A 23,374-nucleotide genomic window follows, 5' to 3' on the forward strand; every position below is an offset into this window, starting at 1 on the left:
GAAAAAGAGTGTTCAAATTAATTAAATACTTTTACCGACGGCAAGACTTTCCCTTTACAGTCAAATAGCGCCTGATTTTCGCGCGCATTACCTTCTTTCCATTCATCATGGATATATTTCATGCCCGCTTTTGTAGCCCAGGTATTTCCCGGAACGGCAATCCAGGTTGGCTCCCAATAAAAAATGCCTTTGCCTCGATTATCGGGAACATCAATAATGGCCTGCATCAAGTCATGAATATAGTTATATTGCCCCTGAACCGTGCCCGGATAACCACCGTCTTTCTCTTCTTTCGCCTGGAAGCTGTTTTCCGCGTTATCGCAGTTCTCCAGGGTATAGCCGTAGGCGGCTTCGACCACGATGACATCTTTGTTGTAGCGTTTGCTGATGTCATCCATGTTGGCCTTCAATGCGCTGATAGGGCCATTCCAGTAGGTATACATCGACAGGCCAATCACGTCATACGGCACGTTGCGTTTGCTGATTTCATCAAACCACCAGCGGAAAGTGTCGTTTTTAGTGCCTTCAGCCAGGTGGAGCATAATTTTAACCTGCTCGCCATCCTTCAGATTCTCTTTAAGCCCGGAAATCGCCGCATTCAGCAGGCCGGCTAAACGGTCGAACTCGCCGCCGCCCTGCCCCCAGCTTTTGCCTTCCGGCCAGAGAATACCGCCGTTAATTTCGTTTCCAATCTGCACCATATCCGGCAGCACACCCTCTTTTTTGAAGCGGGCAATAGTGTCACGGGTATAGTCGTGAATCTCGGTTTTCAGCTGCGGATAGTCCATCTTTTCCCAGGCTTTTGGTTTGTACTGCTTGCCTGGATCGGTCCAGAAATCACTGTAGTGGAAGTCCAGCAGCAGCTTCATACCCTGCGCTTTTGCTCGCTTCGCCAGCGCCAGCGTACTGGCGAGATCGTTATCACCACCGCCATACGCGTTGCCGTCGGCATCTTTTGGGTCAACCCACAGGCGCAGACGAACGTAGTTCACGCCGTTGGCTTTGAGAATAGCCAGCGCGTCCTGTGGCTGGTTTTGTTCATTATAGAAACGAGCACCATGCTTCTCGGCATCCAGCAGCGTCGAAATATCCGCACCTTTAATAAAGTCCGCTGGCATCGCGTTAAACGGCTTCGTTTGCAGCACCTCGGCCGCAAACGACGATGCGGAAAAACTACAGGAGAGACAAACAGCAAGCAAAGCGGGTGCAAATCTTTTCATGTGGTTATCCTTTGGTGCTGCCGGAGGTCAGGCCGGACACGAAGTATTTCTGTAATGCCAGATAGAGAATCGCCACCGGTACGGCAATCAGCACGGCACCTGCCGCGTAGGTGGTGTAACTGGCGCCCATTTTTTGCGCCACCAGGTTGTACAACCCGATAGGCAGCGTGTATTTATCCGGCGTACGCAGGATGGTGCTGGAGAGAATGAAATCTCCCAGCGGGCCGGTGAAGGAAAACAGCGCCACCACCGCCACAATCGGCTTCGACAGCGGCATGATTATCTCGATAAAGATGCGGAAGTTACTCGCCCCGTCCATGCGCGCGGACTCATCAAGATCTTTGGGGATCGCGTCGAGATAGCCTTTCATCAGATAGGTATTCATCGGGATCATCCCCGCCACGTAGATCAGCACCAGCGCGAAGTGGCTGTTAATCAGCCCCAGCAGCTGAGAGAGCACGAAAATGGCGATCAGCGCGGAAAACTGCGGGATCATCTGCAGCAGTAAAAACAGCATCAGCCCGTTCTGCCGCCCTTTAAAGCGAAAGCGCGAGAACGCGTAGGCGGTGAAGCTGACACTGATCAGCGTCAGTACCATGGTCAGGAAGCTGATTTTCATCGAGTTCCAGTACCAGGTCATATAGTTCACCTGGCCGTTAAACAGATCCGCGTAATGCTGGAACGACAGATTCTCCGGAATAATGGAGGTACTCAACAGGCTGTTACCGGCGTTGAGCGACGCGCCAATGGTCCAGATCAGCGGGTAAATAATGATGGTGGAAACCAGCACGATAACCAGCCAGGAGAGCGAGAGACGCACCCATTTTTCACGTTTGATACTTTGTGATTTAGCCATGTTATTCCCTTACGCCATATCGTCGTTTTTGAAGGATTTCGTGGCGCGGAACTGCCACAACGCCAGCCCGACGACAAAAATCGACAGCAGGATGGTAATGGTTGCCGCAATGGCGTACTGGGAAGAGGACATAGTCAGCTTATAGATCCACGACACCAGAATATCCGTACCGCCCGCGTTCGACCCAGCCACCGCCGGCCCACCGTTGTTAAACAAGTAGATGATGTTGAAGTTGTTAAAGTTGAAGGTGTATTGCGTGATGATGATGGGCGCAATCGAGTACAGCACCAGCGGCAGCGTAATCGTGCGCAGTTTGGTGGTGGTGCTGGCACCGTCCATCGTCGCCGCTTCGTAGAGATCGTCAGGAATCGCCTGCAATACCCCCGTGGTCATGGCAAACACAAACGGGAAGCCAAGCCAGGTCTGCATCATAATCAGCGCGGTCTTGGTCCAGAACGGATCGGTCATCCACGCTTTCGGGCTGATACCGAAGAACGCCAGAATTGCGTTGTTAATGACCCCGAAAGAGTCGTTAAACATCCCGGCAAACACCAGAATGGTGACAAAGCCCGGCACCGCCCACGGCAGAATAAAGATAGTCCGGATAAGCGGCTTAAAGCGCAGATCCTTCTGGTTCACCAGAATCGCCAGCAGCACGCCCACGGTACATTGCAGCGTGGTAGCCAGCAGCGTCCAGACCACCGTCCACTGCAGCACATCAAAGAAGGTCGAACGCCAGATGGACAGCGTGAAAATATTGACGAAGTTCTTAAGCCCTACCCAGTCCACCAGCTTGGCTGGCGGCGTGTGGTAAAGGTTGTAGTTGGTAAAGGCAATGGCAAAACCAAACAGGATCGGGAAAATCACCACGAATACCAGCAGGATGAACCCTGGGGTGATCATGAGATAGGGAAAGCCATCGCTCAGCAGCATCTGATACTGCTTGCGCACGCTGTTCAGCTGCTGGCCTTCATCGCGCTTCTTGCCGTTGACCCACGCATCACGCAAGGAGAGGTAATAGACGGTAACGCCAAAGGCGACAATCAGGACGCTGATAATCCCTTCCGCTAACAGGAAAATAGAGTTATCGCGCGGTACCTCTTCTCCCAACGTGTATAGCCCCCACAGCCCTTCACGCAAGAAATCATAAAACACCCCCATAAAGCTGCTGAGCAGCACCAGGAAGATAAGTCCCTTTAGCCACTGGCGGTGATAGAACTGGCCAAAGCCAGGCACAATGGCCAACAACAGGCCGCACCACGCATGGCGACCAGCCCCCTGCGCTCTGTTTACATTTTCGCTTGGATTGATAATCACACACGGCTCCTTCTTAAAACGGGAGGTCCCCCTCCCGTCCGTGACGTCAGCGCTTACTGGTTACTCGCCTGCATGGCTTCGATCTGCATCTTGACCTGTTTTTCGGCGTTATCGAGCGCCGCTTTCGGCTCTTGCTTACCGGTGAGGCTCAGCTCGAGCGCCGCGTTGGCCGGCCCCCACACTTCGCCCATTTCCGGAATACCCGGCATTGCCGTCGCGCGCGCCGCTTGCACCGCAACGGCGCTGGCTTTCTCATCGTTCTTGATAATCGGATCGTCAATCATCGCCTTCTGCGGTGGGATCTCACGCGTCGCGATATAGCGCGTTTTCACATACTGCGGCTGGTTAATAAACGCGATGAACTTCTGCGCCATCTCCTTATCTTTACTCCATGTCGACACCACGTAGCCCTTCACGCCAAGGAAGGAGCTCATCGGTTTACCGTCCGGCAGATTTGGTAGCGGTGCCACACCGTAGTTGATGCCGGCGGCTTCATACGGCTGGAAAGCCCACGGTCCATTGATAACCGCCGCCGCTTTCTTCTCAGTGAACAGCGAATCAATGGCGTTCAGACCGTTGTCGCCAATAATCCCCGCCGGGAAGACGCCGTCGGCATAGAATTTTTTCAGGTAAGTTACCGCTTCCACGGCGCCAGGCTTGTTCAGACCGACATCCTCAGCGTTGTAGCCGCCTTTGCCGTTATCGCCAAAGATATAGCCGCCCATCGGGCCAATCGCGCCCCAGCTGTAGTAAATCTGGTCGAACTTGGCGAGCAGCCCGTATTTGTTCTGCGCACGCTGGGTTTTCGAATAGTCATACCATTCCGGAAGGCTGGCCAGCGGCTTATCGATTAAATCTTTGTTGTAAATCAGCACCAGCGTTTCGACCGCTTTCGGCACACCATACAGAGCGTTGTCCATACGAAAAGCGTTAATCGATGCAGGGGTAAACTCATCAATTTGCTTCTGGTCAAGCTTCAGCGGCGACAGCAGCCCCTGAACCACCGCGCCACCGAGCTGATCGTTTGGAATAACCAGAACATCAGGGCCAATCCCTGCCGGGCCATCAAGGCGCAGTTTTTCCAGCTGCTGCGCGTAGGGCATCTCCTGCACGTTGACCTTAACGTCATACTGTTTTTCGAAATCAGCGATAGCATCCTTAATTCCGGCGGATTTCTTTATGTCTTCCCAGACGTTAAGCTGCGTAGCCGCGTGAGCCTGCAGGCTAATCAACTGCCCCGCGGCCAGAGTGGTAAGGACAAGTGCGGCAATAGTGTTCTTTTTCATTATCAACCTCATGTGAAGGTGTAACAATTTATCGTTTTTGACTACAGGGTACAGAACGCTGTGATACGTATAATGCTTGTTTAGCACCGAGTTACTCGGCCGCCTTTACTTTGTTATACGCTACGCTTTGAGTAATGATAAAACCACTGATAACTGCGAGTTGTGTGATCGTGATTGCAGAAATGAAACATCGATATAGGGCACGTAATTAGCGGAAGTTATAGTCTTTCCAAGATTTTTACGCTGTTGAGCATCGCCTGACTGAATTGTAATACGTAATACACAAATGACATTCAGCGGCCCTCCTCCAACGGCAGGCAAAGGTTAACAACTTCGGGGAACGTCGATGTCTAATATCCGACTGAGGAACGTCACAAAACGCTTTGGCAGCACCGTCACGCTGCATAATGTCAATCTCGATATTGAAGACGGCGAATTTGCCGTGTTTGTCGGCCCATCCGGCTGCGGCAAGTCAACGTTGCTGCGGATGATTGCCGGGCTGGAAGAGGTCAGCGACGGCGAAGTACTGATCGGCGACGAAGTCATGAACGATGTCGCGCCGTCGCACCGCGGTGTGGCGATGGTATTCCAGTCTTACGCCCTCTACCCACACATGACCGTCGCCGAGAACATGGGCTACGGCCTGAAGGTGAACAAAGTGCCGAAAGACGATATTCGTCGTCAGGTCGAAATGGTCGCCAAAACGCTACAACTTTCTCACCTGCTAGATCGTAAACCAAAGCAACTTTCCGGCGGCCAGCGTCAGCGTGTGGCCATTGGGCGTGCCATCGTACGTAACCCTCGCGTTTTTATGTTCGATGAGCCGCTGTCAAACCTCGACGCCGAACTGCGCGTGGATATGCGTCTGCATATTGCGCGCCTGCACCAGGAGCTGAAAACCACCATGGTGTATGTCACCCACGATCAGGTCGAAGCAATGACGCTGGCCGATAAAATCGTGGTGATGAACTACGGTAAGGTTGAGCAGATGGGTTCACCGATGGATCTTTACTACAATCCGATCAATAAGTTCGTCGCCGGGTTCATCGGCTCACCGAAGATGAACTTCCTGCCCGCTACCGTTGCCGACTGGCAGCCAGGCTCGCTGACCGTGAAACTCGCCCAGCAGCACACGCTGACGCTGGCTATAGAGACCACCCCACTCACGCCGGGCGCCACCGTCACGCTGGGCATTCGCCCGGAGCATCTCTCAACCAACACCACAAGCGGGACGGTACTGGCCTTTAACTGTGAAGTGGTCGAGCGTCTTGGCAACAATACCTATCTGTTCGGTCAGTGCTACGGCCACGATAACGTGAAAATTCTGCTGCCGGGGGACGTTCATTTCCGCCCATGGCAGCAAATTGACCTCGCCTTCGATAACCAGCACTGCATGATCTTTGACGAAGATGGCCTGCGCATCAGCGCAGATATTGCCGCGCCGAATCAGCATTAATCCCCTTCTCGCGCGCACGGCCTTGTGCCGTGCGCTTTAGCAAAATTTCGCAAAAGCTCAGACCCTCCCGCGGTTCTAAATTAGAAAATAACGTTATTGGTCGCCTCCTCCGCCATCAGGCAGTCTGTCTCCATTAACCCAAAGGAGATATCCCATGCAGCGCTGTTGTTGTCATCCCGCATTCGCACCACCTGAATACCACGGCATTCATCTGCAAAATGGAGAGCACCATGAGTCTGACCACCCTGCCAATCCTCAGCCTGGCCCGCTATCATCAGCCATCTGAGCGCGCTGAATTTCTGCAAGAGCTTCGCCACGCAGCCCGCGACGTTGGCTTTTTTTATCTGACCGATCACGGCATCAACGACGCCCTACAGCAGTCGTTACAGTCTGAATCCCGCCGCTTTTTCGCCCTGTCCGACGAACAAAAACAGCAGGTGGCGATGATTCACTCCCCGCATTTTCGTGGCTACAACCGCAGCGCCGCCGAGCTCACCCGCGGGCAACCAGACTGGCGAGAACAGTTTGATATCGGCGCGGAACGCCAGGCGATTACCCTACGGGACCACGATCCGCGTTGGCTGCAATTACAGGGGCCAAATCTGTGGCCCGAAGCGCTGCCGACGTTGCGCCCGGTTCTACTGCAATGGCAACGCGCGATGACCGAGATGGCCATGACGCTACTGCGCGCCTTTGCCGAGTCGCTCCAGTTGCCGCCGGAAGCCTTCGATACCCTGTACGGCGAAAAGCCGAACGAACATATCAAGCTGATTCGCTATCCGGGCCAGCAGGAGACGCAGAACAGCACCCAGGGTGTTGGCGCGCACAAAGATTCCGGCTTCCTGAGCTTCCTGCTGCAAGATGACCAGAAAGGTCTACAGGTGGAGGTCAGCGACGGTCAGTGGATCGATGCGGTCCCGCTGCCCGGCAGCTTTGTGGTGAACATTGGCGAACTGCTGGAGCTGGCGACCAATGGCTATCTGCGCGCTACCGTCCATCGCGTGGTGACGCCGCCAGCCAATCAGCAGCGCCTGTCTATCGCCTTCTTCCTCGGCGCTCAGTTGGACGCCGTGGTGCCGGTTTACTCGCTGCCTGAAACGCTGGCGCGGGAAGCCAACGGGCCACAAAGCGATCCGCAGAATCCACTGCTACGCGATGTGGGCTGGAACTATCTGAAAGGCCGCCTGCGATCCCACCCGGACGTGGCAGAACGCTATTACCGTGACGTGCTGCGCGCCCGCAGCGAACAACTGATTGCCTGACACCAAAACAATAAGGAAACACACCATGAAACATGCCGCATTCAAACTGGCAGGGGTTGCACTGTCTCTTTCTCTGGCCTGGAGCGCATCTGCCGAGCCGCTGCGTATCGCTGCTGACCCGGTTCCACATGCAGAAATCCTTAACTTTATTAAGAAACAGGATCCGAAGCTGGATCTGAAAATCGTCGAGCTGACCAGCGGCGTTAACGCCAACGAACTGCTGGCCAATGGCGACGTCGACGCCAACTACTTCCAGCACGTGCCGTATCTGAAAGATCAGGAAAAAGCGTTGGGTAAAACCTTCGCCGTCGCCGCGACGGTGCACATTGAGCCGTTGGGCATCTATTCGCACAAGCACAAAGATCTGCAGTCGCTGCCGGAAGGCGCCACCGTGGCGGTACCGAACAACACCACCAACCTGAGCCGCGCGCTGTTCCTGCTGCAAAGCAAAGGACTGATTAAGCTCGCGGCCAAATTTACCGACCCGGCCACCACGCTGGCAACGCCAAAAGATATCGTTGAGAACCCGCATAAGCTGAAGATTCTGGAAGTGGAATCGCCGCAGATCCCGCGCTCGCTGGATGACGTCGATCTGGCGGTGATCAACGGTAACTACGCGCTGGAAGCTGGGCTGACGCCGGCGAAAGACGCGCTGGGGCTGGAGAGCGCCGAACATAACCCGTATGCCAATATTCTGGTCACCAACCCGCAGTTGGCTAACGATCCGCGCATCAAAGAGCTGGCTAAAGATCTGACCTCGCCGCAGGTGGCGGAATTTATTCGCCAGCACTATAACGGCTCAGTGATCCCGGTTAGCGCGCCACAGTCATGATCGTTATTGAAGGGCTGAGCAAGCAGTATGCCGGAGGCGGCCAACCGGCACTCAACAACGTGTCGTTTAGCGTTCCGAAAGGGGCGATTTACGGGATACTCGGGCGCAGCGGCGCAGGTAAAAGTACCCTGATTCGTTGCCTGAATTTACTGGAGCGGCCCAGCGCGGGCCGCGTCCTGTTCAACGGAGAAGATATTGCGCAGTACGATAAGGCGCAGCTGCGCGCCCATCGTCTGCGCACCGGCATGATTTTTCAGCACTTCAACCTTTTACACGCCCGCAGCGTCGCCGACAACGTCGCGGTGCCGCTGGAAATTGCCGGTATCGCGAAAGCGCAGCGGCAACAACGCGTCGCCGAACTGCTGGCGCTGGTGGGGCTTAGCGACAAAGCTGACGCCTTCCCCTCCCAGCTTTCCGGAGGCCAAAAACAGCGCGTAGGCATTGCCCGCGCGCTGGCGGCGGAACCCGACGTGCTGCTGTGCGATGAAGCGACCAGCGCGCTCGACGCCGAGACCACTGCCAGCGTGCTGGCGCTACTGGAAACCATTAACCGCCAGCTTGGGCTGACGATTGTCCTGATTACCCACCAGTTGGAAGTGGTGAAAAATCTCTGCGATCACGTGGCGCTGCTGGAAGGCGGCGAACTCCAGGAGAGCGGTAAAATCGCCGATCTGCTGGCCTCTCCCTGGTCGCGCCTGCGCGATATTTTGCTGGGGGATGGCGACGAAGAACGCCGCTTCCTGGCGCGTCATGGCCTCGACAGGAGACAATTATGCATAGTCGCATGAGCTGGGAAGATTTATGGCCGCTGCTGGTCAACGGCACGCTGGAGACGCTGTACATGGTGGGTCTGGCAGCGCTGTTTACCGTGCTGATTGGCCTGCCGCTGGGGGTATTACTGTTCATCTCACGCCGTCAGGGATTAGTGCCGATGCCGCGCCTTAACGCAGTGCTGGGCGCAGTCATCAATACCGGTCGCTCGCTGCCGTTTATTGTGCTGCTGATTGCGCTGATACCCTTTACCCGTCTGCTGGTGGGCACCACGCTTGGCAGCACCGCGGCGATTGTGCCCATTACCATCGGCGCATTCCCCTTTTTCGCGCGCCTGACGGAAAACGCGCTGGATGAAGTGGACTACGGGCGAATTGAAGCGGTGTTGTCGATGGGCGGGAGCGTCTGGCACGTCATCGCCAAAGCGCTACTCCCCGAAGCGCTGCCCGCGTTGCTGGCCGCCACCACGCTAACCATCGTGATGCTGATTGGCTTTTCCTCAATGGCCGGCGTTATCGGCGGCGGCGGGCTCGGTGACTTAGCCATTCGCTACGGTTATCAGCGGTTTAACGATCAAATTATGGTCGGCACCGTGTTAATTCTGGTACTGATGGTGCAGGCGGTACAGATGGGCGGCGACAGGCTGGTACGTTCGCTGGCGCATCGCCGCTAGCCTGCTGTCATTTGAACAAACGAGCGATTTCGCGTAATAACCGTCTGGATTGTCAGGTATACTTGTCGTACTTAGCCCAGGATAAGGACTGGCAGTGACAACTCGACATCTGGTCGGTCTGATAACCGGCGTGCTTATTTTGGCCATTTTTTTGCCGATACTGCTGAGTGTCTGGCTCGCCCAACGTGAAGCGCACAATCAGTTTATCGATGAGCAGGAGACCTACGCCTCCCGGGTCTTTATTCGCACCGAACAGGTTATGGAGCAGGCAAAAGGCGCGCTGCGGGAGATGGATTCACTCCAGGTGTCCGGGTGTGACCCGGAACACCTGCAGGCCATGCGCCGTCTCTCCTACTCCTGGCGCTATATCCAGGAAGTGCTGTATCTCGATGGAAATACCGTCCAATGTTCATCGCTGGAAAGTAACGGCAACGGCTTTACCTTCCCACCGCCGGACCGCATTATCCCCGCGGGCTATCGCGCCTGGTACACCGAGAGAAACGATCTGGGTATTCAGCGTTATATGGCGGCTTTCGCCTCCGAACACCATATGGTGATTATCGACCCGATCTCGTTTATTGACGTCATTCCGTTTACCAACTCAACCACCCAGGTCGCGCTGATCAGCACCCATAACAACCGCGTCCTCGCCAGCAGCGCGCCGCTCGACCAACAGGCATGGCAACGTATCAAGCAGGAGCATCTGTCATCGCTGACCAGCAACAACGTGGTCTACACCGTGCGTCAGTTCCCTGATATACAGGTCACGATCATGACCTGGTCGTCCACCCTCCCGCTGTCGACGCGTTTACGGCATCAGCTGATGATTTGGGTACCGGCGGGCATGGTCATCAGCCTGCTTGCCTGCTGGCTGATTCTGCGGGTGCTAAAACGTCTGCAATCACCAAAACAACGAATGCAGGATGCGTTAAACAACGCTGATATTTCCGTTTACTATCAGCCGATTGTGTCGCTAAGCGACGGTAAAGTGGTGGGCTGTGAAGCGCTCGCACGCTGGAAACAACCGGACGGCACTTATCTCTCGCCGGAGATCTTTATTCCACTTGCAGAACAATGCGGGCTCATTACCGCGCTGACCGAAAGCGTCGTCAAAACGGTCTTCCACGATCTGGGTAAATGGCTAAGTCTGCATCCTGAACTGCACGTGTCGATTAATCTCTCAGTCGCTGATTTTCAATCGGTGGTGCTGCAAACTCTGCTACACCAGCAACTGCGAATCTGGCAGGTGCAGCCGCAGCAGGTAGCGCTGGAGTTGACCGAACGCGGCTTTGCCGACCCGAAAACCACGCTGCCGGCGCTTAACGCCTACCGCGAGGCGGGACACGCAATCTATATCGATGACTTTGGTACCGGTTATTCCAGCCTGCGCTATCTCCAGGATCTGGAAGTCGATACCTTAAAGCTGGACAAATCCTTCGTTGACGCGCTGGAGTACGCACAGGTGACGCCCTACATCATCGAGATGGCGAAAACGCTACAGCTGAATATCGTGGCGGAAGGCATTGAAACCACCTGCCAGGAGGCATGGCTGCACGAGCATGGCGTCCAGTTCGGACAAGGCTGGCTCTATAGCAAAGCCTTACCGAAAGAGGCCTTTATTCTCTGGGCGGAGAACAACCTCAGGACGCACGCTACTTCAGATAAGACTTAATCACCTGCATCACCACATCGAGATCGGCCTCACGCTGCGTCTCTTCGGGCTCTTTCACCACGTGATCGGTGAGATGGCCCTGAATCACCTGCATCATCATGCCGTTTACCGCCCCACGAATCGCCGCCAGTTGCTGTAGCACTTCGGCACATTCATGGTCGCGGTTGAGCATTTTTTCCAGCGCGGCGCTCTGCCCCTGAATTTTCTTCAGGCGCGTCAATAACATCTTCTTGTGGCGAACGGTATGTGACATAGCGGGATCCTTTCTTAACTCCTGCGCAAGCATACCACGGGCGCTCTTCACTGGGCATTTTTATACTTGGGGGTAGTATATAACTACTGGGTGGGAGTATAGTGCATGCACTTTTTTGCAAGGATCCTGCCGACGATGACCGACTTCACCACACTCTTACAACAAGGCAATGCCTGGTTCTTTATCCCCGGCGCAATTCTGCTTGGCGCGCTGCATGGACTGGAGCCGGGGCATTCAAAAACGATGATGGCGGCCTTTATCGTTGCCATTCGAGGGACGCTGAAACAGGCGATTCTATTAGGGCTGGCGGCGACGCTGTCGCACACGGTGGTCGTGTGGATCATCGCAATGGCAGGCATGTGGTTTGGCCGCGGCTGGGACGCGCAAACCGCCGAGCCATGGTTTCAGCTGCTTTCCGGGATAATCATTATTGCCATCGCGTTGTGGATGCTGTGGCGCACCTGGCGTGAGTCGCACGGCGCGCACGATCATCACCATCATGACCATGAACATCACCATCATGACCACGCTCACCACCACCACGATCATGATCATCATGCCCCTCATCACCCTCACGCAAATCTGGTCGATGCCGACTGGCAGGATGCGCATCAGCGCGCGCATGCCGAAGAGATCAATCGTCGCTTTAAAGGACAGGACGTCACCACCGGGCAAATCGTGATGTTTGGCCTGACCGGCGGGCTAATCCCCTGCCCGGCGTCAATCACCATTCTGCTGATCTGTCTGCAACTCAAGCACGTTGCGCTGGGCGCCACGCTGGTATTGAGCTTCAGCGTCGGGCTCGCGCTGACGCTGGTGGCTTCCGGCGCGATTGCCGCCATCGGCCTCAAGCACGTCAGCAAACGCTGGAGCGGGTTTGGCGAACTGTCGCGTAAAGCGCCGTGGTTTTCCGGCGCACTGATTATTGTGGTGGGGATCTACATGATGGGACACGGCATCAGCGCGCTGGCGTGATGCCGTTTTGTTCAGGAGAGCGGCTCGGCCTTCATCGGCGCAGGCGGCGCTGCGCGGGGTAGCTGGAACCACGGCAGGCAAATCTGGATCAACGGGCCAATCGCCAACGCGTACAGTACGGTCCCGATGCCAAACGCGCCGCCCAGCACGATGCCAATCAACAGCACCGAGATTTCGATAGTGGTACGAATCCGCCGGATCGGCCAGCCGGTCCGGGCGTGAATACCGGTCATCAGCCCATCGCGCGGACCTGCGCCAAACCCTGCGCCGATGTACATCCCGGTGGCCAGCGCATTCAGCAGGACCGCCAGCAGCAACAGCACGGCACGTAACCAGAGTGATTCCAGCGGCGGCATCAGCGACAGCGTCGCGTCTGCCGCCAGCCCGAGCACAATCACGTTACTGATGGTGCCAAGCCCCGGACGCTGACGCAGCGGGATCCACAGCAACAGTACCGCCACACCGGTGAGGATCATCACCATGCCAATATCCATCGATGCCAGTCCGGCAACCCCGAGGTGAAAAACGTTCCATGGGTCGGCTCCCAGGTTGGCTCGCACGTAAACGGCAGTCGAGACGCCGTAAAGTATTAATCCGATATAAAGCTGAATCAGTCGGCGTAACATAAATACCTCTGCCTGTCGTATTGATGCTTTCATCATCGACAAAAATGGCATTATGATTAATGACCAGTTTTTAAAAAGTGGACTGCTCTGATGCGTCGACGTTCCGCCACCCAATCATTAGTTCGCCTGCTCGGTCAGTGGCAGGAAAGCCCCTCTTCCACGCCGCTCTGGCGCCAGCTTACCGATGCGCTGCGGTTGCTGATTCTTGATGGCCGACTGCCGCTGGATACCCGCCTGCCTGGCGAGCGCGAATTTGCCAGCGCGCTTGGCGTTAGCCGTACGACCATTGCCAGCGCGCTGGCGCAGTTGCGTGATGAGGGTTACGTACAGAGCCGTCAGGGCAGTGGCTCGACGGTGAGACTGGCTGGTGAAAACCGCCCGTCCACGCCACGCTTAAATACCGCCCAAACGCTGAATCTCTCTACCGCCGCGCTGGCGGCGGGGGCAGAAATTCACCAGGCCTATAGCCATGCGCTATCGATGCTGCCGGAGTACCTTGCTACGACAGGCTACGATCAGCATGGCCTGCCCGCGTTACGCGAGGCGATTGCCCAACGCTACACCGCTCGTGGTCTGGCTACTCATGCCGATGAAATTATGCTGGTGAACGGGGCGGTCAGCGGGCTGGCGCTGATTCTGCGCTATCTGACCGGGCCGGGCGATCGGGTGGTGGTGGAAACACCCACCTATCCGCTGGCGATTTCCGCCATTGAGGGAGCTTCCTGCCGTCCGGTGGCTCTGCCGCTGCCGGACCGGGGATGGGATACCGATGGGCTGGCGGCGATCATTGCCCAGACGGCCCCGCGCCTGGCGTATCTGATGCCCGATTTTCAAAATCCCACCGGGCAATGCATGGATCGCGCCACGCGGCAGACCGTCGCCGATCTGGCAGCCCGCACCTGCACGACGCTGGTCGTGGACGAAACCATGGTCGATTTATGGTACAACGCGCCGCCGCCGCCTCCACTGGCGGCCTTTAACCGCGAGGCGCCGATTATTAGCGTGGGTTCAACCGGCAAAAGCTTTTGGGGCGGATTACGACTGGGCTGGATCCGCGCATCGTCACAAACCATTGCCGCGTTGGTTCAAACCCGGGATACCCTGGATTTAGGTTCGCCGCTGCTGGAACAGCTGGCCACCTGCTGGTTACTGGAAAACGAAAGTACTCTGCTGCCCGCAAGACGTCATCAGCTGAAAGCCCGTCGCGACATGTGTGCCTCGCTGATGCAGGAGTATTTCCCACAGTGGAAATTCAGGATGCCGGAGGGCGGACTGTCGTTTTGGGTTGAACTACCGGAAATGATGGCGACACGTTTTGCCGCGCGCGCGGAAGGCAGCGGAATTCATATTGGCGTGGGGACGCGTTTTGGTCTGGCCGGAAGCGGCGAGCGAAATTTACGTCTTCCCTTCACCCTGGATGATGAAAAGCTGCGTCGCGCGTTCACTACGTTGCAGCCAATATGGGCAACGTTAGCAGGCCAGTCCGGGGGAAATAAGATGCGAAAAATAATCTAACCGTGCGCATACCTATCTCGCCACCCAATAACGAAACCGGCCTGGCGCTGATATATTCTTTAAAAAGATAACGCCAAATAAAAGAATATATTAGTGCTGCGGAGGAATCGGAAAGCCTTTCAGTGAAATAACGAAAGATTCGCCCTCTTTCTTAATTTTTGCCCCGGTATCACACCAGTCAGAGGCGATACGAAAGAATTCATCGCTGCCGACGTTCCAGTTAAGAAGAACATGCTTGACGTAGCCCGAGCGTAACAGAGCGCAGGCTTCACTATAGTTACACGCTATTGTCGGTTGCTGTTTCATTTTCTCTTCTTCAGTAATTTACGTAATGCTTTGATTTCTTTAGGTGTAAAGGGGGCGACATCCTCTTCCGTATGCTGGCTATCGATGTCGTCTTCACATACACCCGCCTCTTCTTCCGCCGTAAAGCCCGACAACAGTAGCTTCTCCGCCGCGGCCCCTAAAGTCAGGCCATTGGCCTCAGCATAGTGACGAAGTTTCTCTTTAACGGTCTCATCAATTTTTACGTTCAGCACTGCAATTGTCATGTTTACCTTCCCGTAGCAACGCGTCATCCCGAACGCGTGTGTTAACCACTGAAAAATGGTTTTGTGTATTATTTCTGTAATAACTAATACATGAACTCAACAACACATTCCACAAATATATTTTTAACACAACAGGCAATATAAATACCCAATATTAATTTAAATACAATTTATGACACGTACATGACAGTATTATTACAAATAAATGAAGCTTAATTGACGCGCAGGCGAGAATAACCTTAATAAATAAAGGGATTAATAACGTTACGGAGAATGAAAAAGAAGAGGAAATACAAATGGGTGGGGGCCCTGCCAGCTACATCCCGGCACACGCGTCATCTGCCTTGGCTGCTTCCTTCCGGACCTGACCTGGTAAACAGAGTAGCGTTGCGGGAGAACCAACAGAGCCCCCATTGAGAGCGTTGTTACCCAACGCGCTGGCGCATTATCCCTGCTGAAGCAGGCAATTGCAAGCTATCCGCTTCTACCTGCTGGATTCTTGCGCAATCCTCCCTTCACACGGGACATCAGGCTGATTATGCTAAAGGTTCTGCCTTCAGGAACTGACTATGGATGCTTTAGATTCTTTCCCCCAACGCGTTTGGCAAATCGTCGCCTCCATTCCGGAAGGGTATGTGACGACCTACGGCGATGTCGCCCGGCTGGCTGGTTCCCCGCGCGCCGCGCGGCAGGTAGGCGGCGTGCTCAAACGCCTGCCGGAAGGCTCAACGCTGCCGTGGTACCGGGTGGTAAACCGTCACGGCGCAATATCGCTTACCGGGCCGGATCTTCAACGCCAGCGTCAGGCGCTGCTGGCTGAAGGGGTACAGGTATCGGGGAGCGGACAAATTGATATGCAGAAGTATCGTTGGCGATATTGAGATTCTGGCGTCACAGCACCGACGTCGTCAGTCTGCGGCGAACAAAAAAATGCCCTCTCGCTGGAGGGCATTTTCATTTACGGCACCTGAACCGGCGCGGTGTCCTGCACCGGTACCGCGGTTTGCTGTACCGGAACCAGGGTCACATCGGCCTTGGTACCGCCGTGGTTGATGACTTCCTGGATAGTATCGGTAATAAACAGCAGCTTACCGTCGAGGGTCACCGCCGCGCTTAACAGGATGCGGGCGTTAGGCTGAATATCTGCCGGGTTATACGGCAGCACAAAGCTAAACGGCGCCTGCTTACCTTCGGTACGGGTCACTTTCTGCGACAGCACTTTTGCCGGCGCATCGGCCAGGGAAGCATCCGACAGCGTGACCGTCAGCACCGCTTCCGGCGGCAGCGCCACTTTCTGGCGAATCCACACGTTACCAGAGACGGTCGGGCCGGTAATGGCCTCAGCCTGAGTTGCTGCTTGCGGCGCAGGCGTCTGATTCTGACTTTGCTGGTGAGTCTGGGCACAGCCCGCGAGGGTCAGCGCAATCGCCAGACCGCTTAAGATCGGCACGAGTTTCATTAGCATTCTCCTTTTCGCTCACTCAAATTAAGGCTGTTTTCTCAATTGAGTGACATCGCCTTAACAACTTTTACCGCTCAAGTGTGGCACATATTTCACATTAATGCCTGCAAATGCCCCATTATTCAGATAATTGAACCCATCGGACCACTGGCGAAACTGCGTTATAATGGAAACATTCACCTGACGCTGTGACAGTAAAAATATAGAGGGTATCAATGAGCCAGGCGCTATCGAATCTGCTGACATTATTAAATCTGGAAAAAATTGAAGAAGGTCTGTTCCGCGGCCAGAGTGAAGATCTTGGCCTCCGTCAGGTCTTTGGCGGGCAGGTTGTTGGCCAGGCGCTGTATGCCGCGAAAGAAACGGTCCCGACCGATCGACTGGTACACTCGTTCCACAGCTACTTCCTGCGCCCGGGCGACAGCCAGAAACCGATCGTTTACGACGTCGAAGTGTTGCGCGACGGCAACAGTTTTAGCGCCCGTCGCGTCGCGGCCATTCAGCACGGTAAACCGATCTTTTATATGACCGCCTCTTTCCAGGCGCCGGAACCGGGCTACGAGCATCAGAAAAGCATGCCAGCAGCGCCATCGCCGGACGGTCTACCTTCTGAAACCGACATCGCCCGCTCGCTGGCGCATCTGCTGCCGCCGCAGGCCAAAGAGAAGTTTCTCTGCGATAAGCCGCTGGAAATTCGCCCGGTTGAGTTCCACAACCCGCTGAAGGGGCACGTCGCTGAACCGCGCCGCCAGGTATGGATGCGCGCTAACGGCGCGGTGCCGGATGATTTGCACATCCATCAGTATCTGCTTGGCTATGCCTCGGACTTTAACTTCCTGCCAGTGGCACTGCAGCCGCACGGCGTTGGCTTCCTTGAGCCAGGCATGCAGGTGGCGACCATCGACCATTCGATGTGGTTCCACCGTCCGTTCAACATGAACGAATGGCTGCTCTACAGCGTGGAAAGCACCTCGGCCTCCAGCGCGCGCGGTTTTGTGCGCGGCGAATTCTATACTCAGGATGGCGTGCTGGTCGCCTCGACGGTGCAGGAAGGCGTCATGCGTAACCGCAACTAATGCGCTTCACGCACAAAAAGCCTCCCAATGGGAGGCTTTTTTGGCTTTGGAGATAACTCATGATCCGTCGAATGAGGCGCAAACGTCAGTGTCGGCGGATTCCCGGCTTCGCAATGCTCGGCCGGGTGACAGGCGTTATCAGGCGTTGTAGGCGTTTTCGCCGTGGCTGTTGACGTCCAGACCTTCACGCTCCTGCTCTTCCGGCACGCGCAGACCCACCGTCAGATCCGCCACTTTATAACCGATGAAGGCCACAACGCCGGACCAAACGATAGTGATGGCGATACTTTCTAACTGCACCAGCACCTGATGGCTCATGGTGACGCCTTCAGCGTACCCCACTCCGCCCAGCGCGGTTGAAGCAAAGATACCGGTCAGAATACAGCCGATGATGCCGCACACCCCGTGGACACCGAACACGTCGCAGGGGTCATCCACACGCAACCAGCGTTTCAGGGAAGTCACGCCCCACAGACCGGCCAGACCCACCACAATACCCAGAATCAGCGCGCCGCCAACACCGATATAACCGCATGCCGGAGTGATACCCACCAGCCCTGCAATTGCACCGGAACAGGCACCCAACAGCGAAGGTTTGCCGCGCAGCGCCCACTCGCCGAAGACCCAGCCGAGGATAGCGGCGGCAGTCGCGACGACGGTGTTCACAAAGGCCAGACCGGCAATTTCATTCGCTGCGCTGGCGGAACCGGCGTTGAAGCCGAACCAGCCAAAATAGAGGATCGCCGTGCCAATAAACACCATCGGCAGGTTGTGCGGTTTGAAAGCTTCTTTACCGAAGCCTACGCGTTTACCAATCAGGTAAGCGCCCACCAGACCGGCTACCGCCGCGTTAATGTGCACCACCGTGCCGCCCGCAAAGTCCAGCGCGCCATGGCTTGCCAGCAGACCACCGCCCCACACCATATGGGCGATCGGGATGTAGGAGAGCGTCAGCCAAATCACCACGAAAATCAGCACCGCAGAGAAACGAATACGTTCCGCCAGCGCGCCGACAATCAGCCCCACGGTGATGCAGGCGAAGGAGCCCTGGAACGCCACGTGGATGTACTGATAGAAGGAGCCCATCAGATCGGTGATTTTAATATTTTTCAACATGATCCAGTCGAAGCTACCGAAGAAGCTGCCGCCAGTGCCGAAGGCCAGGGAATAGCCGTAAACCACCCACAGTACGCACACCAGAGCGAAGGTGACCGCGACCTGCGTCAGCATCGAGAGCACGTTCTTACCGCGAATCAGACCGCCGTAGAACAGCGCAATGCCCGGAATGGTCATAAACAGCACCAGCGCGGTACAAATCATCATAAAGGCGTTATCCGCTTTATCCACCGCCGCCGGTGCCGCCATCGCCAGACCCGGCAACAGCGCCAGCGCGCTCAACCCCGTTTTTACCATTGTTTTTTTCATCATCTCGATCCCTATTACTGTGCTGTCTGGGAATTACAGCGCCGCTTCGTCGGCTTCGCCGGTACGAATACGGATTACGCGCTGCAGTTCGGCGACAAAAATCTTACCGTCGCCAATTTTTCCGGTATAAGCGGCTTTACTGATGACGTCGACGACTTCATCGAGCTGATCGTCGGCGATAGCCACATCAATCTTAACCTTCGGCAGGAAGTTGACGCTGTATTCCGCACCGCGGTAAAGCTCTGCATGACCTTTCTGGCGACCAAAGCCTTTCACTTCCGTCACCGTTAAGCCCTGAATGCCAATAGAAGACAGCGCTTCGCGAACGTCTTCGAGTTTGAATGGTTTGATTACCACGGTAACCAGCTTCATAGATCCCCTCCAGTCAGAATTTGGTAGTGGCTGCGAACACACAACAGATAAAGCAAGGGGCGTGCCAGAAATGAAAAAACGGCATTCATGCGGGATAATCAGGGATGGTGTGCGGGAAATCGTGGGACAAAAAAGAAAAACGCACCATGCGAGTGCATGATGCGCGTCACAAATGCATTCTGTTAGAAAAATGCCTGTCTCTGGTGCATCAGGCGGTCAAAGCATCGTCCTGAGCGCTGGCGGCCAGTTCTTCCCCGGCCAACTGTAGTTGATACATCTGCCAGTAACGCCCTTTTGCTTCAAGCAGTTGCTGATGCGTTCCCTGTTCTACCGCCTGCCCACGATGAAGCACCATGATGGTGTCCGCTTCGACGATAGTCGATAAACGGTGAGCAATCACCACCAGCGTGGTGTGTTGACGCACGGCGGCCAGCGCCTGCTGGATAGCGCGCTCGGTGCCGGAGTCGATATTGGCGGTCGCTTCGTCGAGAATCAGCACCTGCGGGGTATCAACCAACACGCGAGCCAGCGCGAGCAGCTGTTTCTGCCCAACCGAAAGGTTATTGCCCTGCTCGCCAAGATGGGTATAGATACCGTCGCTCATGCTGCGCGCCAGCTCCGCCAGTTGCACCGTTTCCAGCACCTGCCAGACCTGCGCCTCACTGATATCACGCCCCAGTGTGACGTTGGCAAAGAACGAATCTGCCAGCACCACTGGGTCCTGCTGCACCACGGCGATCCCCTGGCGCAGCACATGATGACTCAGGCTCGACAATGGACGACCGCCGAGGCGAATCTCCCCCGCGTTCGGCGGATAATAGCCCATCAGCAGGCTGGCCAGCGTACTCTTGCCGCTGCCAGTATGCCCGACCAGCGCCACAAAGCTCCGCGCCGGAATCGACAGCGAGATATTTTGCAGCACCATTTTGTCGCTACGGTAGGCAAACGACACGTTATCAATATCAATGTCACCGTTGGCTAACGGCGCAATATCCTCGCCGTACTGCTGGCGCGGACGATCCATCAGCTCAAAGACGCGCTCCCCGGCGACCACCGCCTGTTGCAGCATTGACTGCTGGGTGGTGAGCTCAATCAACGGTTCGTTCAGACGCCCCAGGTAGCTAATAAAGGCGTACAGCACCCCCACCTCAATCGTTCCCTGCGCGCTAAAGCCGAACAACATCAGTAGCCCACAGAGGATCAGCGAGGAAAACAGGCTCAGCAGCGGGCGCAGCAGGAAGCCGTCAAGCCGCAGGGTTTGCATACGCGCCAGATAGTGTGAACGGCTGACCTCGCCAATACGCTCGCCAAAGCGCACCTGCTGGCGAAACTGCTGGATCACACTCATGCCGTTGATCACTTCGTTAAAGCCATCGTTGATGTCGGCAAGATACGCACGCACGCGGCGTACAATCGGCGTGCTGTAACGCTGATAAATCACCATCACCGTCATGACCGCCGGGAAAATGACAATCGCCACCAGCGCCATGCGCCAGTCGAGGCTGAACATGGCGACCAGCATGGCGCCAATCAGCGCCGCGCTGCGCAGCACCGTCGCCACCACGGTCACGTAAAGGTCACGAATCACTTCGGTGTCGTTGGTTACCCGCGAAATAAGCTGACCAACCGGCTGGGTATCAAATTCGCTTAGCGGCTGGCGCAGCGCGGCATCCATCACGTCGGTTCGCAGCTGCTGCACCACGCCGACCGCCGCGCGGTTAAACAGCAGCGACTGGCTATAGTGCAGCGTCGCGGCCAGCAGTTGCAGGCCAATATAGGCCGCCGCAAGACCAGCCACTTTCCCCCACGGCAAAATGTCTTTCGCCACCATATTATCGATAAAATAGCTGATCAGCAGCGGCCCGCTCACTTCAGCGGCAGCCGCCACCCACAACATCGCCACGGCAATCGACAGCGGCTTACGCCACGGCGAGCCGTAGGCCAGCAGCCGTTTTAAGGTTGGCCACAGTTGCCCGAAACTACGCATTCACTTCCTCCGGTTTCTCTTCTTCCGGCGCGTCGTTCAGCGCGGCTTCCAGCTGTTGATAACGGTACATATCACGATACCAGCCCGCCTGCGCCGCCAGCTGTTCATGCTGCCCGTGCTGGGCAATATGCCCATGCTGCATCACGATGATCTCGCTGGCGTCAGTCAGCGCCGATAAGCGATGGGCGCTGATAATGACTGTCCGCCCTTCGCCCCACTGACGCAGGTTATGCAATATTTGATGCTCAGTACGGCCATCAACCGCCGACAGCGCGTCGTCGAGAATCAGGATTTCAGCGTCCAGCAGCAGCGCGCGAGCAATCGAAATGCGCTGTTTTTGCCCGCCGGAGAGCATCACGCCACGCTCGCCCACTTCGGTGTCGTAACCCTGTGGCAGACGCAGAATATCTTCATGCACGCAGGCCAGCTTCGCCGCGCGTTCAATTTCTTCCTGCGTGGCGCTCGGGCAGCCCAATGCGATATTGCTGGCCACCGTATCGGAAAACAGGAACGGCGTCTGGCTGACGACCGCCAGACGGCTGCGCCAGGCATCGAGCTGAAGCTGGCGTAGAGGAATATCGTGGAAACGGATCTCACCGTCATCCACGTCGAAGTGGCGCTGAATCAGCGCCAGAATAGTCGATTTCCCAGAGCCGGTCGGCCCGCAGATGCCCAGCATTTGCCCCGGTTTCAGCGTGACGTTAACCTCCTCAAGGGTCGGCTTGTCGGTTTGCGGGTAGCTAAAGCGGTGTATCGCCAGCGCGAGCGTACCGCGCCCTTCCGGCACCGGCTGGACGCCATCGTTCACCACCGGCGCTTCCGCCAGCAAAGTGCGAATGCGGCTATAGGCTGCGCTGCCGCGCTCGACGATGTTGAACATCCACGCCAGCGCCAGCATCGGCCAAATCATCAACCCAAGGTACATCATAAAACTGGTCAACTGGCCGAGCGTCAGATCGCCCTGCATCACCATCCAGCTACCGCCGGCAATCGCCAGCAGGTTCGCCATGCCGATAGCAATATAAATCGTCGGGTCAAAGCGCGCGTCGATACGCGCGACGCGCATGTTTTTCACCCCGGTGTCCGCCGCGTCGGCGGCAAACTGCGCAGACTGCCGGTCTTCAAGGCCGAAGGCTTTGATCATGCGAATGCTGGTCAGGCTTTCCTGGGTGCGATCGTTAAGGCTGGAGAACGCCGCCTGCGCCACTTTAAAGCGCTCGTGCAGCAGATCGCCGTAGCGATGGATAACCAGCGCCATAATCGGCATTGGCACCAGCGCTAATAATGTCAGCTGCCAGCTGAGCTGGGTGGACATCACGATCAGCACCGCGCAGCCCATCACCAGCGAGTCCACCAGCGTCAGCACGCCTTCCCCGGCGGCGAAGACCACGCGGTCAACATCGTTGGTGGCCCGCGCCATCAGGTCGCCGGTACGGTGGCGCAGATAGAATTCCGGATGCTGGCGGCTGAGCTGACGATAGAAATCTTCACGCAGTTCGACGGCCAACTGGTAGGATGCCCCAAACAGCAGCACGCGCCAGACGTAGCGCAGCAGATAGACCACCACGGCAATCAGAACCATAGTGCCAATCCACATCATCAGCTTACCGGCGGTGAAGTGGTGTTGCGTCACGCCATCAACCACGATCCCCACGACTTTTGGCGGAATCAGTTGGAGAATGGCAATGATAATTAGCAGGGCCACGGCGCCGAGATAGCGACGCCATTCCCGACGAAAGTACCAGCTAAGTTGAGCAAATAATCGCACGCAGTAAAATTCCAGAGAT

23 protein-coding genes and 1 other RNA gene are annotated in these 23,374 nt (G+C 56.1%); 10 read left to right on the top strand and 14 right to left on the bottom strand.

What is annotated here, in order from left to right:
- Window positions 1–17: 17 nt before the first annotated feature.
- From NNN71_RS03270 to NNN71_RS03285, 4 genes are read right to left on the bottom strand one after another with little or no spacing between them, the layout of a single operon-like run.
- Window positions 18–1,220, bottom strand: a complete 1,203-nt coding sequence (locus tag NNN71_RS03270; RefSeq protein WP_271457876.1) for a glycoside hydrolase family 53 protein — start codon at window positions 1,218–1,220, stop codon at window positions 18–20.
- Between the two features lie 4 nt (window positions 1,221–1,224).
- Complete coding sequence (locus tag NNN71_RS03275) at window positions 1,225–2,076, bottom strand: sugar ABC transporter permease (RefSeq protein WP_035891868.1); 852 nt, start codon at window positions 2,074–2,076, stop codon at window positions 1,225–1,227.
- Window positions 2,077–2,085: 9 nt separating this feature from the next.
- Window positions 2,086–3,393, bottom strand: a complete 1,308-nt coding sequence (locus NNN71_RS03280; protein ID WP_163445944.1) for a carbohydrate ABC transporter permease — start codon at window positions 3,391–3,393, stop codon at window positions 2,086–2,088.
- A gap of 53 nt (window positions 3,394–3,446) precedes the next feature.
- Window positions 3,447–4,679, bottom strand: a complete 1,233-nt coding sequence (locus tag NNN71_RS03285; RefSeq protein ID WP_064547970.1) for an extracellular solute-binding protein — start codon at window positions 4,677–4,679, stop codon at window positions 3,447–3,449.
- Between the two features lie 346 nt (window positions 4,680–5,025).
- On the opposite strand from NNN71_RS03285, the gene NNN71_RS03290 reads away from it, so the two are divergent.
- The 6 genes from NNN71_RS03290 (at window position 5,026) to NNN71_RS03315 (ending at window position 11,345) form a co-directional block, all read left to right on the top strand.
- On the top strand, window positions 5,026–6,135 hold the full coding sequence (locus NNN71_RS03290; RefSeq protein WP_064547968.1) for an ABC transporter ATP-binding protein: 1,110 nt from the start codon (window positions 5,026–5,028) through the stop codon (window positions 6,133–6,135).
- 230 nt (window positions 6,136–6,365) lie between these two features.
- Window positions 6,366–7,397: an isopenicillin N synthase family dioxygenase gene (locus NNN71_RS03295; protein ID WP_271457877.1), complete on the top strand. Its 1,032-nt coding sequence runs from the start codon at window positions 6,366–6,368 to the stop codon at window positions 7,395–7,397.
- 25 nt (window positions 7,398–7,422) lie between these two features.
- Window positions 7,423–8,229, top strand: coding sequence for a MetQ/NlpA family ABC transporter substrate-binding protein (locus tag NNN71_RS03300; RefSeq protein ID WP_167576476.1), 807 nt, complete (start codon window positions 7,423–7,425; stop codon window positions 8,227–8,229).
- Entirely contained in the window at window positions 8,226–9,017 is a 792-nt protein-coding gene (locus NNN71_RS03305) for a methionine ABC transporter ATP-binding protein (RefSeq protein ID WP_074416812.1), read from the top strand. The genes NNN71_RS03300 and NNN71_RS03305 overlap by 4 nt, the downstream gene beginning before the upstream one ends.
- On the top strand, window positions 9,014–9,673 hold the full coding sequence (locus NNN71_RS03310) for a methionine ABC transporter permease (RefSeq protein WP_167577333.1): 660 nt from the start codon (window positions 9,014–9,016) through the stop codon (window positions 9,671–9,673). The genes NNN71_RS03305 and NNN71_RS03310 overlap by 4 nt, the downstream gene beginning before the upstream one ends.
- Before the next feature lie 94 nt (window positions 9,674–9,767).
- Window positions 9,768–11,345: an EAL domain-containing protein gene (locus tag NNN71_RS03315; RefSeq protein WP_163445941.1), complete on the top strand. Its 1,578-nt coding sequence runs from the start codon at window positions 9,768–9,770 to the stop codon at window positions 11,343–11,345.
- Here NNN71_RS03315 and NNN71_RS03320 read toward each other — a convergent pair.
- Complete coding sequence (locus NNN71_RS03320; RefSeq protein WP_065356860.1) at window positions 11,326–11,598, bottom strand: metal/formaldehyde-sensitive transcriptional repressor; 273 nt, start codon at window positions 11,596–11,598, stop codon at window positions 11,326–11,328. The two genes, NNN71_RS03315 and NNN71_RS03320, sit on opposite strands and share 20 nt — an antisense overlap.
- A 135-nt stretch (window positions 11,599–11,733) precedes the next feature.
- On the opposite strand from NNN71_RS03320, the gene NNN71_RS03325 reads away from it, so the two are divergent.
- Window positions 11,734–12,573: a nickel/cobalt efflux protein RcnA gene (locus tag NNN71_RS03325; protein WP_271457896.1), complete on the top strand. Its 840-nt coding sequence runs from the start codon at window positions 11,734–11,736 to the stop codon at window positions 12,571–12,573.
- An 11-nt stretch (window positions 12,574–12,584) separates the two neighbouring features.
- On the opposite strand, the gene yczE is transcribed toward NNN71_RS03325, so the two are convergent.
- Complete coding sequence (gene yczE, locus NNN71_RS03330; protein ID WP_271447097.1) at window positions 12,585–13,199, bottom strand: membrane protein YczE; 615 nt, start codon at window positions 13,197–13,199, stop codon at window positions 12,585–12,587.
- Window positions 13,200–13,286: 87 nt separating this feature from the next.
- On the opposite strand from yczE, the gene yczR reads away from it, so the two are divergent.
- Window positions 13,287–14,714 (top strand): MocR-like transcription factor YczR, encoded by a 1,428-nt coding sequence (gene yczR / locus NNN71_RS03335; protein WP_271457897.1) that lies wholly within the window; start codon window positions 13,287–13,289, stop codon window positions 14,712–14,714.
- Between the two features lie 90 nt (window positions 14,715–14,804).
- On the opposite strand, the gene NNN71_RS03340 is transcribed toward yczR, so the two are convergent.
- The 3 genes from NNN71_RS03340 to ffs form a co-directional block, all read right to left on the bottom strand.
- Window positions 14,805–15,020: a hypothetical protein gene (locus NNN71_RS03340; RefSeq protein WP_065356864.1), complete on the bottom strand. Its 216-nt coding sequence runs from the start codon at window positions 15,018–15,020 to the stop codon at window positions 14,805–14,807.
- On the bottom strand, window positions 15,017–15,265 hold the full coding sequence (locus tag NNN71_RS03345) for a hypothetical protein (protein WP_249022213.1): 249 nt from the start codon (window positions 15,263–15,265) through the stop codon (window positions 15,017–15,019). The genes NNN71_RS03340 and NNN71_RS03345 overlap by 4 nt, the downstream gene beginning before the upstream one ends.
- Window positions 15,266–15,572: 307 nt before the next feature.
- Window positions 15,573–15,669, bottom strand: an RNA gene (gene ffs, locus NNN71_RS03350) — signal recognition particle sRNA small type.
- 165 nt (window positions 15,670–15,834) lie between these two features.
- Here ffs and NNN71_RS03355 point away from each other — a divergent pair.
- Window positions 15,835–16,146: an MGMT family protein gene (locus tag NNN71_RS03355; RefSeq protein ID WP_065356865.1), complete on the top strand. Its 312-nt coding sequence runs from the start codon at window positions 15,835–15,837 to the stop codon at window positions 16,144–16,146.
- Between the two features lie 77 nt (window positions 16,147–16,223).
- On the opposite strand, the gene NNN71_RS03360 is transcribed toward NNN71_RS03355, so the two are convergent.
- Window positions 16,224–16,724, bottom strand: a complete 501-nt coding sequence (locus NNN71_RS03360; RefSeq protein WP_163445938.1) for a YbaY family lipoprotein — start codon at window positions 16,722–16,724, stop codon at window positions 16,224–16,226.
- A 218-nt stretch (window positions 16,725–16,942) separates the two neighbouring features.
- Between NNN71_RS03360 and tesB the strand changes: the two genes are divergently transcribed.
- A complete protein-coding gene (gene tesB / locus NNN71_RS03365; RefSeq protein ID WP_065356867.1) occupies window positions 16,943–17,803 on the top strand; it encodes an acyl-CoA thioesterase II in 861 nt (286 codons plus the stop codon).
- A gap of 138 nt (window positions 17,804–17,941) precedes the next feature.
- Here the strand turns inward: tesB and amtB are convergent, their stop codons facing one another.
- The 4 genes from amtB to NNN71_RS03385 form a co-directional block, all read right to left on the bottom strand.
- Window positions 17,942–19,228, bottom strand: coding sequence for an ammonium transporter AmtB (gene amtB, locus NNN71_RS03370; protein ID WP_064548126.1), 1,287 nt, complete (start codon window positions 19,226–19,228; stop codon window positions 17,942–17,944).
- A 33-nt stretch (window positions 19,229–19,261) separates the two neighbouring features.
- Window positions 19,262–19,600: a P-II family nitrogen regulator gene (gene glnK, locus NNN71_RS03375; protein ID WP_004858743.1), complete on the bottom strand. Its 339-nt coding sequence runs from the start codon at window positions 19,598–19,600 to the stop codon at window positions 19,262–19,264.
- Between the two features lie 208 nt (window positions 19,601–19,808).
- Complete coding sequence (locus NNN71_RS03380) at window positions 19,809–21,587, bottom strand: SmdB family multidrug efflux ABC transporter permease/ATP-binding protein (RefSeq protein WP_271457878.1); 1,779 nt, start codon at window positions 21,585–21,587, stop codon at window positions 19,809–19,811.
- Entirely contained in the window at window positions 21,580–23,355 is a 1,776-nt protein-coding gene (locus NNN71_RS03385) for a SmdA family multidrug ABC transporter permease/ATP-binding protein (protein ID WP_163445936.1), read from the bottom strand. The genes NNN71_RS03380 and NNN71_RS03385 overlap by 8 nt, the downstream gene beginning before the upstream one ends.
- Window positions 23,356–23,374 lie beyond the last annotated feature (19 nt).

The sequence above is a fragment of the Kluyvera sp. Awk 3 genome, from assembly GCF_028069715.1.
Taxonomy (GTDB): Bacteria; Pseudomonadota; Gammaproteobacteria; order Enterobacterales; family Enterobacteriaceae; genus Kluyvera; species Kluyvera georgiana_A.

Bases quoted from the DNA above. Each gene is read 5' to 3' on its own strand.
- NNN71_RS03270 (WP_271457876.1), bottom strand. From the start codon at position 1,220: ATGAAAAGATTTGCACCCGCTTTGCTTGCTGTTTGTCTCTCCTGTAGT.
- NNN71_RS03275 (WP_035891868.1), bottom strand. From the start codon at position 2,076: ATGGCTAAATCACAAAGTATCAAACGTGAAAAATGGGTGCGTCTCTCG.
- NNN71_RS03285 (WP_064547970.1), bottom strand. From the start codon at position 4,679: ATGAAAAAGAACACTATTGCCGCACTTGTCCTTACCACTCTGGCCGCG.
- NNN71_RS03290 (WP_064547968.1), top strand. From the start codon at position 5,026: ATGTCTAATATCCGACTGAGGAACGTCACAAAACGCTTTGGCAGCACC.
- NNN71_RS03295 (WP_271457877.1), top strand. From the start codon at position 6,366: ATGAGTCTGACCACCCTGCCAATCCTCAGCCTGGCCCGCTATCATCAG.
- NNN71_RS03300 (WP_167576476.1), top strand. From the start codon at position 7,423: ATGAAACATGCCGCATTCAAACTGGCAGGGGTTGCACTGTCTCTTTCT.
- NNN71_RS03305 (WP_074416812.1), top strand. From the start codon at position 8,226: ATGATCGTTATTGAAGGGCTGAGCAAGCAGTATGCCGGAGGCGGCCAA.
- NNN71_RS03310 (WP_167577333.1), top strand. From the start codon at position 9,014: ATGAGCTGGGAAGATTTATGGCCGCTGCTGGTCAACGGCACGCTGGAG.
- NNN71_RS03320 (WP_065356860.1), bottom strand. From the start codon at position 11,598: ATGTCACATACCGTTCGCCACAAGAAGATGTTATTGACGCGCCTGAAG.
- NNN71_RS03325 (WP_271457896.1), top strand. From the start codon at position 11,734: ATGACCGACTTCACCACACTCTTACAACAAGGCAATGCCTGGTTCTTT.
- yczE (WP_271447097.1), bottom strand. From the start codon at position 13,199: ATGTTACGCCGACTGATTCAGCTTTATATCGGATTAATACTTTACGGC.
- NNN71_RS03340 (WP_065356864.1), bottom strand. From the start codon at position 15,020: ATGAAACAGCAACCGACAATAGCGTGTAACTATAGTGAAGCCTGCGCT.
- NNN71_RS03345 (WP_249022213.1), bottom strand. From the start codon at position 15,265: ATGACAATTGCAGTGCTGAACGTAAAAATTGATGAGACCGTTAAAGAG.
- NNN71_RS03355 (WP_065356865.1), top strand. From the start codon at position 15,835: ATGGATGCTTTAGATTCTTTCCCCCAACGCGTTTGGCAAATCGTCGCC.
- NNN71_RS03360 (WP_163445938.1), bottom strand. From the start codon at position 16,724: ATGAAACTCGTGCCGATCTTAAGCGGTCTGGCGATTGCGCTGACCCTC.
- tesB (WP_065356867.1), top strand. From the start codon at position 16,943: ATGAGCCAGGCGCTATCGAATCTGCTGACATTATTAAATCTGGAAAAA.
- amtB (WP_064548126.1), bottom strand. From the start codon at position 19,228: ATGAAAAAAACAATGGTAAAAACGGGGTTGAGCGCGCTGGCGCTGTTG.
- glnK (WP_004858743.1), bottom strand. From the start codon at position 19,600: ATGAAGCTGGTTACCGTGGTAATCAAACCATTCAAACTCGAAGACGTT.
- NNN71_RS03380 (WP_271457878.1), bottom strand. From the start codon at position 21,587: ATGCGTAGTTTCGGGCAACTGTGGCCAACCTTAAAACGGCTGCTGGCC.